Source organism: Actinophytocola sp. (genome assembly GCF_049647105.1).
Taxonomy (GTDB): Bacteria; Actinomycetota; Actinomycetes; order Mycobacteriales; family Pseudonocardiaceae; genus Actinophytocola.
The window spans coordinates 27,927-41,081 of record NZ_JBARWZ010000101.1 but is presented as its reverse complement, the minus strand read 5'-3'; the positions used below and the strand labels follow the sequence as shown (position 1 = coordinate 41,081).

Below are 13,155 nucleotides of genomic sequence, written 5' to 3'. Positions count from 1 at the left end.
ATCAGCTCCCCAACTCGGCTGTGATGGCGAACTCGCGGACGAAGTTGTAGAACTCCGCGTTGAGTTCGAGGAACTGTTCCTCGGTGAGGGTGGAATTGGTGATCTTCTCGAACCGCGTGATGAACTCCTGCCGTGTCATGTCCGGTGTGATCACGAGATGTTGTGCGTGCTGGGAGGCGCTGATGCGGCCGAACTCGGCACGTTCCATGTTGTAAATGAACGAGCCGTCCTCGAACCGCAGTGTTCGGGGATATTCGGCGGGCGCGTGCGCGTCGCTGTAGAGCGTCACCCACACGCTGTTGTCGAAGATCTCCAACCGGTCCAGCGGCGGATCGGAGATCACCGTGACCTCCATCCGCGTGCACCGGCTGCGGGCGAGGTACAGCCCGACGAGGCCCATCCTGATCTCTTCGAGCAGCCGGGCCTGGATCGTGTCGATGTCCACGTCGGCCGCCGAGTGGCGGATCAGGTAGCGGGCGCGTCCGCCGATGCCGGAGATGTTGCCGGGATCGGCGACCACCGCACGAAGCTCCCACTCGGCCTTGGACAGCAGCAGCCGCGCCGCCGCGTGCCGACCGGAGAAACCTCGGAACAGGTACTGCCTCGCGCCTTGCAGGTCCTGCATCATCAACCGGTTGAGCGCGGGGTTGGGCTCCGCGGTCGGTTCGAAGACGTGGGTGGGGAAGAACTCACGGTTCATCGACCGGTACTCGGCGGACAGGTCACGCAGCGCCTGCTGGCTCTCTTCGATGAGCGGCGTGAGCATGGCCCGCTGAGTCGCGGTCGCGGTGATGAGGGTCTGGCCGAAGCCGACGATGGCCGAGACCAGTGTGCCGGTGGCAACCGAGTTGACCAGGTTCTTGACGACGCCGGGGTCGAGATTCGCCGACAGGACCATGGTCAGTCCGGAGACCACGACCAGTATCAGGAGTAGGAGGCCGGTTCTGGTCCAGAAGATCTCTTGAATGGGGTTCCTGCGGAGGCCCTTGGTGGCTTCCGCTGGCAACGGTTTCACCTCCCTTGCGATCACCCGATCGAGGGGAATGCTCTCTGTGCCCGACCGAGTGCGAGGAGTTACTGTACCTCTACCCCGCGCACGGGAGAAATAGGAAGAACGGGTGAGGTGGTTGTTGCGGTCAGGCGCTGGATGCCCAGGAAAACGGCCATCTAGGCTGGCCTCCATCATGCGTATCGTCATCAGGTTCGCGGTGGGAGCCCTGGTCCTGACGTTGCTCACGGCGTGTGTCAGTCGCCATGGCCCGGACGCGCCACCCGGGTCCGCGCAGCCACCGACGGGCAGCCCGGTGACCGGGGAATGTGACACAACAGACATCAGGGTGACCGGCGGACTGGACAACGCGCCGACGGTGACCCTGCCCAGGGACTGCGCCCCGCCCACGGTCCTGCTCGCGCGGGACGTGGTGCGCGGCGGCGGTCCGAGGGCGGTCGCGGGCGCGAGCCTCGAGGTCAGCTACGTGCTGGTGATCTGGTCGTCCGGGACGGTGCTCGACAGCACCTGGTACGCGGGCGAGAGCCTGCCCGCGCCGGTCGCGGACCTCGGCGGCGGCAAGCTGGTCAGGGGCTGGGACGAAGGGCTGCCCGGCATCCGGGAGGGCGGTCGCAGGCTGATCGTGGTCCCGCCCGCACAGGACGGCGATGAGCCGGACGGCGACACGCTCGTCTACGTCGTCGACGCGCTGTCGGTCTCACCCCGCTGACCCCGGGTCACGGGATCAGCAGCAGCTTCCCGGTGGTACGGCGGCTTTCCAGGTCCGCATGGGCCTTCGACGCGTCGGCGAGCGGGTAGCGGCCGCCGATCCGGACCGAGACCCGGCCACCCGCGATGGCCTGGAACACCTCGTCGCAGCGCCACCGGAACTCCTCCGGCGTCGCGATGTGGTGGGCCAGCGTCGGCCTGGTCAGGAACACCGAACCGGCCGCGTTGAGCCGCTGCGGGTCGACCGGCGGCACCGGGCCGCTGGACGCGCCGTACAGGGCCAGCACGCCGCGCCGCGCGAGGCTCGCGAGGCTGCCGTCGAAGGTCGTCCTGCCGACGCCGTCGTAGACGACCGCGACACCCGCCCCGTCGGTGAGGCCCCTGACACCCGCGACGAAGTCGGTCTCGGTGTACCGGATGACCTCGTCGGCGCCCGCTTCGCGCGCGAGCGCCTCCTTCTCCGGCGTCGAGACGGTGCCGATCACCTTGCCGCCCCTGGCCTTCACGAGCTGCGTCAGCAGCAGGCCCATGCCGCCCGCGGCGGCGTGCACGAGCACCGTGTCGCCCGGCTTCACCGCGTAGGTGGACGTCACCAGGTAGTGCGCGGTCAGGCCCTGCAGCATCGCGCCGGCGGCCATGTCGTCCTCGATGCCGCCGGGCACCGGGAACGCGGCGTCGGCGGACACGACCACCTGCCGGGCGTAGGACCCCGGCGCGTCGGCCCACGCGACGCGGTCACCCTCCGCGAACCCGGTGACGTCCGCGCCGACCGCGAGCACCGCGCCCGCACCCTCCACGCCGGGCACGAACGGGAGGTCCCTCGGGTAGAGGCCGCCGCGGTGGTAGGTGTCGATGTAGTTCACCCCGGCCGCACCCACCGACACCAGGAGCTCGCCCGCGCCTGGCGTGGGCGCGTCGATCTTGTCGAACTCCAGCACCTCCGGCCCGCCGGTGGCGCGCACGAGAATGGCATCGATGGGGTCGGCCACGGTGTCCTCCAGGTCCGCTACGTCATCTCCGACCGGACCCTAACCCGTCCCCGTGTCCCATGGATCTTTGTGCGAGGGTCTGAGCCTGACCGACAGTGACCTCAGGGGAACGTGGCGGCACCCAGCCACCAACCACCCACGGTCCGAGGATGCGCTGGGTCGAGACCAAACACTCAAAAATACCGGGGAGGCGGACTAGTCGGCGAGCTTGGCGGCGAGTCGTTCCGGCCGGGGCCAGCGTACGGCCCACGCCCAGCCGAGCTTTTCGAAGATCCAGATCACCCGCGCGGAGATGTCGACCTGGCCGCGCATCACACCGTGCCGCGCTCCCGTCGGGTCCGCGTGGTGGGAGTTGTGCCAGGACTCGCCCATGGACACGATCGCGAGCGGCCAGAAGTTGGCCGCCCTGTCGCGGCTCACGAACGGCCGCGAGCCGATCATGTGGCAGATCGAGTTCACCGACCACGTGATGTGGTGCAGGATCGCGACCCGCACGAAACCCGCCCAGAAGATGGCGGTCACGGCACCCCACCACGACATGGTGATCAGCCCGCCGATCAGGCCGGGAAGACCCAGCGTCACCACGGTCATCGGGACGAACAGCTTGTCGACGAGCTGGATGTCCTTGTCCGCCAGCAGGTCCGGGGCGAACCGCTCGGCGTTGGTCTTGTCCCGCTCGAACAGCCAGCCCATGTGCGAGTGCCAGAAGCCCTTGGCGATCGCGAGGGGCGAGGTGCCGAACAGCCACGGTGAGTGCGGGTCGCCGTCGCGGTCGGAGAACGCGTGGTGGCGGCGGTGGTCGGCGACCCAGGCGACGACCGAGCCCTGCGACGCGAGGCTGCCAGCCAGCGCGAGCGCGATGCGCAGCGGCCGCTTCGCCTTGAACGCGCCGTGGGTGAAGTAGCGGTGGTACCCGACGGTCACGCCGAGCGAGCTGACCACATAGAAGCCGGCGGCGATGCCGATGTCGACCCAGCCGAGCCCCCAGCCCCAGGCGAACGGGATGGCGGCGGCGAGCGCGAGGAGGGGGAGGATGAGGAAGACCTTGACGGTCAGGTGCTCGGCACCGGAACGACGGCCGGAAAGAACGGGTTTGGGGGCCTGGGGTTCACGTGTTGGCGTCAGTGTCGAGGAGATGGTGAGAACCTCATATCTCGGCCGGGACGCGGCCTGGCGACGTCTACCTACGGTTACGTATCCGTAGGTTCCGGCTCCACGTTAGGCGGTCTCGCCCGCGCTCGCCACTGTGGCGGTCCCCTTCGCGGCCCTGCCGCGCACTCCGCACCACAACGACCCGGTGGCGATGATCACGCACATCGCGCCGAGAACATGCAGGCAGACCAGGAGTTCCGGCACACCGGTCCAGAACTGGACGAAGCCGATCGTGCCCTGCGCGACGACGACCGCGACGAGCACCTGGTAGCGCCGCCACGGCGGCGGGAACGCGTGCTGGCTACGCAGCCAGAAGCCGAGCAGCACCAGCGAGCCGAGGAACGCGTACAGGAACGCCGAGTGCACGTGCGCCATGGTCTCGACGGGGATGTCCAGGCGCGGCGTCTTCGGGTCGCCGCCGTGCGGGCCGGCGCCGGTGACCATCGTGCCGGTGACGAGAAGACCGGCCAGGAACCCGGTCTGGACGTACAGCCAGGTCGACAGCGTGCCGGGGACCGGGGCGGGGGCGGGGGCGCCGTCGTCCCGGGGGACGGCGTGGACGAGCAGCGTCGCGAGCCACACCATGATCGTCGACGCGAGCAGGTGCACCGCGACGCTCCACCACACCAGGTCGAGCCGGACGGTCAGGCCGCCGATGATCGCCTGGACGACCACGCCGACCGGCATGGCGAGCGCGAGTCGCAGGTAACGGCGGTCGGTGCGCGGGCGGTGCAGCCAGGCGAGCACGAAACAGACGCCCGCGATGATGCCGACGAGGCCGGTGAACAGGCGGTTGCCGTACTCGATCCACTGGTTGAGCGTGTCGTACTCGGGGTGGGAGACCGGGACCATGCTGCCGGGGAAGCACTGCGGCCAGGTCGGGCAGCCGAGGCCGGACCCGGTGACCCTGACGACCGCGCCGGTCATCGCGATCAGCGCCTGCGTCGCGAGGACCGCGACGGCGAAGCCGACCTGCAGCCGACGGCTCGGGTTGGGCAGTCGGTCGATGCGGGCCTTCAGCGTTTCCAGCGGCACCGCCCGATCGTAAGGAGTGGTCGCACGGTGTCGGCGGCCGGGTTTGCCCTGCCCTCGGCGGGATGGTTTAGCGTCCGGCGCTGTGCGTTTCGCGATCAGCTACCAGCCCGCCCACCACGGGGCGGACCGCCCCGACCGCCTCGTCGCGTACGCGCGGCACGCGGAGGAGTGCGGGTTCGAGGGCCTGTACCTGCCAGAGCACGTGGCCCTGTACCCCGGTGCGGCGCTCGGTGCGTTCGAGCTGCCACCGACGACGCCGTATCTGGACCCGGTCGACGCGCTCGCGTTCGTCGCGGCGAACACCTCCCGGCTGCTGCTGGGCACGGGGGTGCTGCTGCTGCCCTACCACCACCCGGTGACGCTGGCGAAGCGGCTCGCGACCGTCGACGTGCTGTCGGCGGGCAGGCTGCGGCTGCTGACCGTCGGCGTCGGCGCGCTGCCGGGGGAGGCACGGGCGGTGGGCGTGGACTTCGCGAGCCGCGGCCGCCGCGCGGACGAGGCGATCGACGTGCTGCGGCTGCTGTGGACCGGCGGCAAGGACGGTGTGAGCCACGACGGCGAGTTCTTCCGGTTCGAGAACCTGTGCAGCTTCCCGCAGCCCCTCGGCGGCCAGCTGCCGATCCACGTCGGCGGGTCGAGCCTGGCGGCCGCGCGGCGGGCCGGGGCGCGCGGGGACGGGTGGTTCCCCGGCGGTGCGCTGACGCCGGACGAGCGGGCCCGCCAGCTGGCGGCGGCCCGGTCGGCGGCGGCCGGGGCGGGGCGGGATCCGGCCGCGCTGGAGTACACGCGATGGGCCTCGATCGACCTGCCGTCCGAGTCGCTGCGGGCGTACGCAGCACAGGGCGTCACCCGGCTGGTGGTGAGCGCGACCGCCGACGACCCGGCAGGGCAGCGCGCGCAACTGTCGACCTTCGCTGCCCGGTTCAAGCTGGGCTAGGAGAGCTTTGTGGTGCGGGTCGCGATCAGGGTCGCGGCCGCGCCCCAGCCGATGAGGACCGCGAACACCGGCCACGCCGGGGCCGCGCCGTCGACCAGCGCGGTGTGCATGCCGTCGGTGAGTGCGCCGGAGGGCAGCAGCATGACGATGTCGCCGAGTGTGCCGGGCATCGAGTCCGGCGGGACGATGATGCCGCCGGCCAGCAGCAGCACGAACCACACGATGTTGGCGAGCGCCAGCACGACCTCGGCCTTCAGCGCGCCGCCGAGCAGCACGCCAAGCGCGCCGAACGACAGCGTGCCGATGATCACCAGCAGCACCGTCCACGCGAGTCCCGCCGGGGCGGGGGACCAGCCCATGATCGCCGCGATGACGCCCAGCACGACGATCTGCACCGCGACCACCACGAGCCCGGCGATCGCGCGGCCGGACACCAGGAGCCACCGGGGCAGCGCCGTCGCGGCGAGCCGCTTCAGCACGCCGTAGCGGCGGTCGAACCCCAGCGCGATCGCCTGCCCGGTGAACGCGGACGACATCACCGCGAGCGCGAACACCCTCGGCGCCACCGAGTCCACCCGCGGCTCCGGCAGGTCGAAGATGTCGAAGACCGTGAGGCCGACGAGCAGCGCGACCGGGATCAGCAGTGTGAGCAGGATCTGCTCGCTGTTGCGCAGCGTGAGCAGCGCCTCGGTCCTGGCGTGCACGAACAGCATCCGGCCGACGCGGCCGCGGCCCGGTGCCGGCGTGAACGTGCCAGGGGGAAAGGTCGTCATCGCAGTTCCTTGCCGGTCAGTTCCAGGAACACGTCCTCGAGGCTGCGCTTGCCGACATGCAGCTCCTCGGCCAGCACGCCCTGCTGCGCGCACCACGCGGTCACCGCGGACACGACCTGCGGGTCGACGCGGCCGGTCAGCACGTAGGCGCCCGGTGTCGGCTCCTGGAGACGGCAGTCCGCCGGCAGCGCGGTGCACAGCTGGGTCAGGTCGAGGCCGGCTCGCGCCCGGAAGCGCAGCTGTGCCGCCTCGGGCAGTTCGGCGGTCAGCTGGCTCGGGCTGCCGTCGGCGACCACCCGGCCGCGGTCGATGATCACGACGTGGTCGGCGAGCTCCTCGGCCTCCGCCATGACGTGCGTGGTCAGCAGCACGCTGACGCCGTCCGCGCGCAGTGCCCGCACCAGCTCCCACACCAGGCGCCGCGCCTGCGGGTCCAGCCCGGCCGTCGGCTCGTCGAGGAACACCAGCTCGGGCCTGCCGACGAGCGCGCACGCGAGCGACAGCCGCTGCTGCTGCCCGCCGGAGAGCCGCTTGTACGGGGTACGGCGCGCGCCGGCCAGGCCGAGCACGTCGATCAGCCACGCGGGGTCGATCGGGTCGGCCGCGCACGCCGCGACGAGCGCGAGCATCTCCTCGGCCCGCACGCCAGGGTAGGCACCGCCGCCCTGCGGCATCACGCCGATGCGTGGTCGCAGCCGCTCGTGATCGGTCGCCGGGTCGAGGCCCAGCACCCGGACCTCGCCGTGGTCGCGGCGCTGGAAGCCCTCACAGATCTCGACGGTCGTGGTCTTGCCCGCGCCGTTCGGGCCCAGCAGAGCGAGCACCTGCCCGCGGTCCAACCGCAGGCTCAGCCCGTCGACCGCGGTCGTCGCGCCGAAGCGCTTGACCAGGCTCGACAGCTCGACCGCATGCTCACTCACGCCGCCAAGGCTATTGCGTTCCCCTGGAGCTGCCCTTCACGCCCCTTCGTGGCGGGTGGCCAAGCACGTCAACCACCACTGCCGCACACGCGTGACATGCCGGTCTCGGCGCTTTGCGCCAAGTCTTGGCCTGATCAGCAGTGACCTCAGGGAACGTGACGGCACTCAGCCACTAACCGCCTGCGGTCCGCGGGTGTCGCTGGGACGCGACCAGCACTTTTGAACGCGGGGAGGCGGACTAGGGGCGGGTCGGGATGTGTTTGCGCACCGCGAACAACGCGACCGCCACGACGATCGCCGCCGCGAGGTAGGCATAGGGCAGCTGGTAGGTGCGCCCGTCGAACGTGTTGCCCGTCGGCGGCAGCGCCACCGCGAACGCCGCGCTGATGGCCGTGGCCGCCGCGCGGAACCGGGTGTTGCCCGCCGCGGAGGCCAGCGGGATCGCGGCCCACAGCAGGTACCAGGGCTGCAGGGTCGCGCCGAGCACCAGGACCGCCCCCATCGCCGCGCCGAGGCCGATCATCGGGCGCAGCCGCCAGCGGAAGCTGTCCAGCAGCAGCTTCGCCGCCAGGAGCGGGCCGAGCAGGGTGCCGACCATCCGGCTCACCGTGATCGCCGCGTCGATGTGGTTGCCCAGCCCGAGGATGATGCCGAGCCCGCCCGCGCCGAAGCCGAGCGCGGTCATCGGTGCCATCCAGCTCTTGATCGTGTTGGCCGTGTTCAGCGTGGACGCCCAGCCGAAGCCCAGCCCGCTGCCGATCGACGTCAGCGCGACCACGCCAAGGAAGATCACGAGGAGCGCGCCCGCGGTGATGAACAGGTGTTTCCACCGGCCACCCCAGCGCCGCGCGATCATCACCCCGAGGAAGCCGAGCGCCAGCGCGGCCGGGATCTTCACGACCGCGCCGAGCGTGATGACCGTGGCGCCGATGCCGTACCAGAGGAGCTCGTTCGGCTGCCACGGCGGGAACGGCCCGCCCGGCCCGCAGCGTGGCATGCTGCGCAGCCCCAGCTCGATGCCGACCAGCATGAGCCCGATGGCGAGTGCCTCGTTGTGCACGCCGACGACCAGGTGGAACAGGACCAGCGGGTTGGCGGCGCCGAGCCACAGCGCGCTCACCGGGTTGATGCCGAACCGCCGCGCGAGGCGGGGCAGCGCCCACACGATCATCGCGAACCCGAACAGCGCGAGCAGCCGGTGGAACGCCACGCCCATGACCACGTGGTCACCGGTCAGCAGGGTGATCCAGCGCCCGACGACCAGGAACAGCGGCCCGTACGGCGACGGGGTGTCCCGCCACATGGTCGGCACGTTCTTGGTCAGGATGTCGGCGTTGCCGAGCGCCTCGCCGGGGCCGACGGTGTACGGGTCCTCGCCGCGTGCGGCGATCTCGCTCTGCGCGAGGTAGCTGTAGACGTCCTTGCTGAACATCGGGACGGTGAGCACCAGCGGCGCGGTCCACATGACCAGCGTGCGGGCCATCTGCGGCAGCGACACCATCCGCGCGCGCCCCGGCAGCGACAGCCGCCCGAGCCCAAGCCACGCGAGCACGATCATGAACACGCCCGCGAACGCGATCGCGAGCGACACCGTCGTCATGCGGCTGAACAGGCCGAACACCGGCAGGCCCCACACGGGGTTGTTCACCGGCGCGGCGCCCGCACCCAGCGATCCGACGGCCAGCAGCAGCGCGCCGACCGTGCCGAACCGGCGGATGACGTCGAGCTGCCTGCGCTCGCGCGTGTCCAGTGGCGCGGTGGAGAATGGGGTGAGCGGAGTCGCGGGTTGCGATACGGCGGTGGCGGAGCCGGGCGTCTGCCCCTCCACCTCGCGTGCCACGTCACCCACCGCCACGTGCGGAACTGTATCGGCTGAGATTCGGGTCGCTCCGCAAGCTCCTCGCCGTGACTCCGATCACCTCCCGGAGGGGCCCCTTTGCCGACCTCTCGGAAATAAGACACACTGGTGTTGTGAAAAACGACCAGCAGCTCTCCGAGGGCCGCACCAGGCATGGTGTGGCGCGGTTGCTGCTGGAGCGGGGACCGATCACCGCGGCAGCCGTCGCGGAGACGCTCGGGCTGAGCCCGGCCGCGGTCCGCAGGCACCTCGACTGCCTGGTCGCCGACGGTGAGGTGGGCATGCGTGACGCCCCTGCCCTCGGCAGGCGCGGTCGCGGGCGGCCCGCGAAGCTGTGGCTCCTGACCGAGGCCGGGCGCTCCCGGTTCGGGCACGCGTACGACGACCTCGCCATCGCGGCCATCCGCTTCGTCGCGGAGGCGGCGGGCGAGGACGCGGTGCGTGAGTTCGCGGAGCGCAGGGTGGCCTCGATGGTCGGCAGGCACCGCGCCGAGGTGCTCGGCGAGCACGGGCCGGCCGACCGTGCCAAGGCCCTCGCGGAGGCCCTCACCAGGGAGGGTTACGCTGCGTCGATACGACGCGTCGGGGCAGGGGAGCAGTTGTGTCAGCATCACTGCCCGGTCGCGCACGTCGCGGCGGAGTTCCCTGAGTTGTGCGAGGTCGAGACGGCGGCATTCGCCGAACTTCTCGGCACCCACGTGCAGCGGCTCTCCACAATCGCACGCGGTGACGCCGCGTGCACGACACACGTACCCCTCGGTGGCGCCGAACCGCCGGAGCCGGGTGCTGCTGTGTCCGATGTTCGCTCCGCAACGAATACCGCTCCCACCACAACCGAAGGGACGCCTTCATGACCACCGCTGCCGAGCAGCGCCTGCAGGCCCAGGGAGAAACCCTGGCGGCTATGGGCAACTACGAGTTCGGCTGGGCCGACTCCGACGTCGCAGGCGCCAGTGCCCAGCGTGGCCTGTCCGAGGCCGTCGTCCGGGACATCTCGGCCAAGAAGGGCGAGCCCGCGTGGATGCTGGAGTCCCGGCTCAAGGGACTGCAGCTCTTCGGCCGCAAGCCCATGCCGAACTGGGGCGCGGATCTGTCGGGCATCGACTTCGAGAACATCAAGTACTTCGTGCGCTCGACCGAGAAGCAGGCCGCTTCCTGGGAGGACCTGCCGGAGGACATCAAGAACACCTACGACAAGCTGGGTATCCCGGAGGCCGAGAAGGCCCGTCTGGTGTCCGGTGTCGCCGCGCAGTACGAGTCCGAAGTGGTCTATCACAAGATCAACGAGGAGCTCGAGAAGCAGGGCGTGATCTTCCTCGACACGGACACCGCGCTCAAGGAGCACCCCGAGCTGTTCGAGGAGTACTACGGCTCGGTCATCCCGCACGGTGACAACAAGTTCTCCGCGCTGAACGGCGCCGTCTGGTCGGGTGGCTCGTTCATCTACGTGCCGAAGGGTGTGCACGTCGAGATCCCGCTGCAGGCCTACTTCCGGATCAACACCGAGAACATGGGCCAGTTCGAGCGGACCCTGATCATCGTCGACGAGGGTGCCTACGTGCACTACGTCGAGGGCTGCACCGCGCCGATCTACTCGTCCGACTCGCTGCACTCGGCGGTCGTCGAGATCATCGTGAAGAAGGGTGGCCGCTGCCGGTACACGACCATCCAGAACTGGTCGAACAACGTCTACAACCTGGTCACCAAGCGCGCCAAGGCCGAAGAGGGCGCGACCATGGAGTGGATCGACGGCAACATCGGTTCCAAGGTCACCATGAAGTACCCGTCGGTGTTCCTGATGGGCGAGCACGCCAAGGGTGAGGTCCTCTCGATCGCGTTCGCGGGCGAGGGCCAGCACCAGGACGCGGGCGCCAAGATGGAGCACCTCGCGCCGTACACCTCCTCGACGATCGTGTCGAAGTCGGTGGCGCGCGGTGGCGGCCGGACCTCCTACCGAGGCCTGGTCAAGGTGGCCAAGCGGGCCCACCACTCGAAGTCCACGGTGAAGTGCGACGCGCTGCTGGTCGACCAGATCAGCCGGTCCGACACCTACCCGTACGTGGACATCCGCAACGACAACGTGTCCATGGGTCACGAGGCGACCGTCTCGAAGGTCAGCGAGGACCAGCTTTTCTACCTGATGTCCCGCGGCCTCACCGAGGACGAGGCGATGGCGATGGTCGTGCGCGGCTTCGTCGAGCCGATCGCCCGTGAGCTGCCCATGGAGTACGCACTCGAACTGAACCGGCTCATCGAGCTGCAGATGGAAGGGGCCGTCGGCTAAATGAGCCAGGCAACACAGACACCGCATTCCCACGGGGCGGTGGTTCCCGCCGCGTCCAGGGCGGAGCAGTTCGCGTCCTTCGATGTGGACGCGTTCGAGGTTCCCGGTGGGCGCGAGGAGATCTGGCGCTTCACGCCGATGAAGCGGCTGCGCGGCCTGCACGACGGCAGCGCGGTCGCCTCGGGTGAGCTGTCGGTCGCGGTGGACGGCCCGGACGTGACGGTCGAGACCGTCGGCCGTGACGACGAGCGGCTCGGCCAGGGCGGCACGCCGGCCGACCGGATCGCGGCGCAGGCGTACAGCTCGTTCGGCGAGGCCACCGTCATCACCGTGCCCAAGGAGACCCAGGCCGCCACCACCACGGTGACGGTCACCGGTCCCGGCGAGGGTCAGGTCGCCTACGGGCACCTGCAGATCCGCGCCGAGCAGTTCGCCGAGGCCGTCGTGGTGATCGACCACCGCGGCAGCGGCACGGTCGCCGACAACGTGGAGCTGATCGTCGGTGACGGCGCCAAGCTCACCGTGGTCAGCGTGCACGACTGGGCCGACGACGCCGTGCAGATCTCGGCCCACCACGCGAAGCTCGGCCGGGACGCGACGTTCAAGCACCACCTGATCGCCCTCGGCGGCGACCTGGTGCGGGTCAGCCCGACCGTGGTCTACGCGGGCCCCGGCGGCGACGCCGAGCTGAACGGTCTCTACTTCGCCGACGCGGGCCAGCACATCGAGCTGCGCACGTTCGCCGACCACGCGCAGCCCAACTGCAAGTCCAACGTGGTCTACAAGGGCGCGCTGCAGGGTGCCGACGCGCGCACGGTGTGGATCGGCGACGTGCTGATCCGCGCGGCTGCCGAGGGCACCGAGACCTTCGAGCTGAACCGGAACCTGGTGCTCACCGAGGGCGCGCGCGCCGACTCGGTGCCGAACCTGGAGATCGAGACCGGCGAGATCGCCGGTGCCGGCCACGCCAGCGCCACCGGCCGGTTCGACGACGAGCAGCTGTTCTACCTGCAGGCCCGCGGCATCCCCGAGGGCACGGCACGCAGGCTGGTCGTCCGCGGCTTCTTCCACGAGCTGCTGATGAAGATCGCCGTACCGGAGATCCGGGAACGCCTCGAGGCCGCGATCGAGGCGGAGCTGGAAGCGGTCGGGGTATGACTCGCGCGTGTGCACTGTCCGATTTGGATGATGGGAAGCCGTTCGGCGTCGAGATCGACGACGAGCCGGTTGTCCTTGTCCGCCAAGGGGATGACGTGCACGCGCTGCGGGACGAGTGCAGCCATGCGACCCTCGCCCTCTCGGAGGGCGAGGTGACCCGCAAGGGTATCGAGTGCTGGCTGCACGGCTCCTGCTTCGACCTGCGCACCGGGGCGCCGTCCTCGTTGCCCGCCACCGAGCCGGTGGACGTGTTCCCGGTCGAGATCCGTGACGACGACGTGTACGTCGACGTCACCACCACCACGAACTGACTTGTCACACAAGGAGAAAGC

13 protein-coding genes are annotated in these 13,155 nt (G+C 70.1%); 6 read left to right on the top strand and 7 right to left on the bottom strand.

The features are described 5' to 3' along the window. Position 1: 1 nt before the first annotated feature. A complete protein-coding gene (locus WBA97_RS12960) occupies positions 2-1,006 on the bottom strand; it encodes a hypothetical protein (protein WP_424231015.1) in 1,005 nt (334 codons plus the stop codon). 331 nt (positions 1,007-1,337) lie between these two features. Between WBA97_RS12960 and WBA97_RS12955 the strand changes: the two genes are divergently transcribed. Next, positions 1,338-1,718: an FKBP-type peptidyl-prolyl cis-trans isomerase gene (locus tag WBA97_RS12955; protein WP_424231014.1), complete on the top strand. Its 381-nt coding sequence runs from the start codon at positions 1,338-1,340 to the stop codon at positions 1,716-1,718. A gap of 7 nt (positions 1,719-1,725) precedes the next feature. On the opposite strand, the gene WBA97_RS12950 is transcribed toward WBA97_RS12955, so the two are convergent. The 3 genes from WBA97_RS12950 to WBA97_RS12940 all read right to left on the bottom strand — a co-directional run bounded on the left by WBA97_RS12950 (position 1,726) and on the right by WBA97_RS12940 (position 4,893). Continuing rightward, positions 1,726-2,706, bottom strand: coding sequence for a quinone oxidoreductase family protein (locus WBA97_RS12950; RefSeq protein WP_424231013.1), 981 nt, complete (start codon positions 2,704-2,706; stop codon positions 1,726-1,728). Positions 2,707-2,901: 195 nt separating this feature from the next. Next, on the bottom strand, positions 2,902-3,843 hold the full coding sequence (locus WBA97_RS12945; RefSeq protein WP_424231034.1) for an acyl-CoA desaturase: 942 nt from the start codon (positions 3,841-3,843) through the stop codon (positions 2,902-2,904). A gap of 81 nt (positions 3,844-3,924) precedes the next feature. Continuing rightward, positions 3,925-4,893 (bottom strand): COX15/CtaA family protein, encoded by a 969-nt coding sequence (locus WBA97_RS12940; protein WP_424231012.1) that lies wholly within the window; start codon positions 4,891-4,893, stop codon positions 3,925-3,927. An 82-nt stretch (positions 4,894-4,975) separates the two neighbouring features. On the opposite strand from WBA97_RS12940, the gene WBA97_RS12935 reads away from it, so the two are divergent. After that, a complete protein-coding gene (locus WBA97_RS12935; protein ID WP_424231011.1) occupies positions 4,976-5,830 on the top strand; it encodes a TIGR03619 family F420-dependent LLM class oxidoreductase in 855 nt (284 codons plus the stop codon). On the opposite strand, the gene WBA97_RS12930 is transcribed toward WBA97_RS12935, so the two are convergent. From WBA97_RS12930 to mptB, 3 genes are all read right to left on the bottom strand, one after another. Next, a complete protein-coding gene (locus WBA97_RS12930; protein WP_424231010.1) occupies positions 5,827-6,603 on the bottom strand; it encodes an ABC transporter permease in 777 nt (258 codons plus the stop codon). The genes WBA97_RS12935 and WBA97_RS12930 overlap by 4 nt on opposite strands. Next, positions 6,600-7,523 (bottom strand): ABC transporter ATP-binding protein, encoded by a 924-nt coding sequence (locus WBA97_RS12925; RefSeq protein ID WP_424231009.1) that lies wholly within the window; start codon positions 7,521-7,523, stop codon positions 6,600-6,602. The genes WBA97_RS12930 and WBA97_RS12925 overlap by 4 nt, the downstream gene beginning before the upstream one ends. Before the next feature lie 238 nt (positions 7,524-7,761). Further along, entirely contained in the window at positions 7,762-9,372 is a 1,611-nt protein-coding gene (mptB, locus tag WBA97_RS12920) for a polyprenol phosphomannose-dependent alpha 1,6 mannosyltransferase MptB (RefSeq protein WP_424231033.1), read from the bottom strand. Between the two features lie 122 nt (positions 9,373-9,494). Between mptB and WBA97_RS12915 the strand changes: the two genes are divergently transcribed. The 4 genes from WBA97_RS12915 to WBA97_RS12900 are packed head-to-tail and all read left to right on the top strand — an operon-like array spanning position 9,495 to position 13,134. Further along, a complete protein-coding gene (locus WBA97_RS12915; RefSeq protein ID WP_424231008.1) occupies positions 9,495-10,235 on the top strand; it encodes a helix-turn-helix transcriptional regulator in 741 nt (246 codons plus the stop codon). Next, positions 10,232-11,665, top strand: coding sequence for a Fe-S cluster assembly protein SufB (sufB, locus tag WBA97_RS12910; RefSeq protein WP_424231007.1), 1,434 nt, complete (start codon positions 10,232-10,234; stop codon positions 11,663-11,665). Before WBA97_RS12915 ends, sufB begins: the two co-directional genes overlap by 4 nt. Next, positions 11,666-12,823 carry a Fe-S cluster assembly protein SufD gene (gene sufD, locus WBA97_RS12905; protein WP_424231006.1) on the top strand — a complete coding sequence of 386 codons (1,158 nt, stop codon included), beginning with the start codon at positions 11,666-11,668 and terminating at the stop codon, positions 12,821-12,823. Continuing rightward, positions 12,820-13,134, top strand: a complete 315-nt coding sequence (locus WBA97_RS12900) for a non-heme iron oxygenase ferredoxin subunit (protein ID WP_424231005.1) — start codon at positions 12,820-12,822, stop codon at positions 13,132-13,134. The genes sufD and WBA97_RS12900 overlap by 4 nt, the downstream gene beginning before the upstream one ends. Positions 13,135-13,155 lie beyond the last annotated feature (21 nt).

Bases quoted from the DNA above. Each gene is read 5' to 3' on its own strand.
- WBA97_RS12930 (WP_424231010.1), bottom strand. From the start codon at position 6,603: ATGACGACCTTTCCCCCTGGCACGTTCACGCCGGCACCGGGCCGCGGC.
- sufB (WP_424231007.1), top strand. From the start codon at position 10,232: ATGACCACCGCTGCCGAGCAGCGCCTGCAGGCCCAGGGAGAAACCCTG.
- sufD (WP_424231006.1), top strand. From the start codon at position 11,666: ATGAGCCAGGCAACACAGACACCGCATTCCCACGGGGCGGTGGTTCCC.
- WBA97_RS12900 (WP_424231005.1), top strand. From the start codon at position 12,820: ATGACTCGCGCGTGTGCACTGTCCGATTTGGATGATGGGAAGCCGTTC.